The organism is Pseudoalteromonas sp. SIMBA_162 (assembly GCF_046535955.1).
Classification (GTDB): Bacteria; Pseudomonadota; Gammaproteobacteria; order Enterobacterales; family Alteromonadaceae; genus Pseudoalteromonas; species Pseudoalteromonas marina.
In genome coordinates this window covers 1-234 of the sequence record NZ_JAWJBQ010001262.1, presented here as the reverse complement: position 1 = coordinate 234, position 234 = coordinate 1, and the positions used below count along the sequence as shown (strand labels likewise).

Annotated in this window: 1 protein-coding gene; it reads left to right on the top strand. The window is 62.0% G+C overall.

The features are described from left to right. Positions 1-234 (top strand): SIS domain-containing protein (locus R0J88_RS23685; protein WP_410901412.1); only part of this gene is annotated, 234 nt, incomplete at both ends.

The window sequence follows — 234 nt, the reverse complement described above, 5'->3', positions numbered from 1 at the left end:
CATGCACCGTCACCACACCCTGTTCCTCGGGCGTGGCAGCCAGTATCCCATCGCCATGGAAGGGGCGCTCAAGCTCAAGGAAATCTCCTACATCCACGCCGAAGCCTACGCGGCTGGTGAGCTCAAGCACGGCCCGCTGGCGTTGATCGACGAAGACATGCCGGTGGTGGCGGTCGCGCCGATGGATGACCTGATGGAGAAGCTGAAATCCAATCTGCAGGAAGTTCGCGCCCG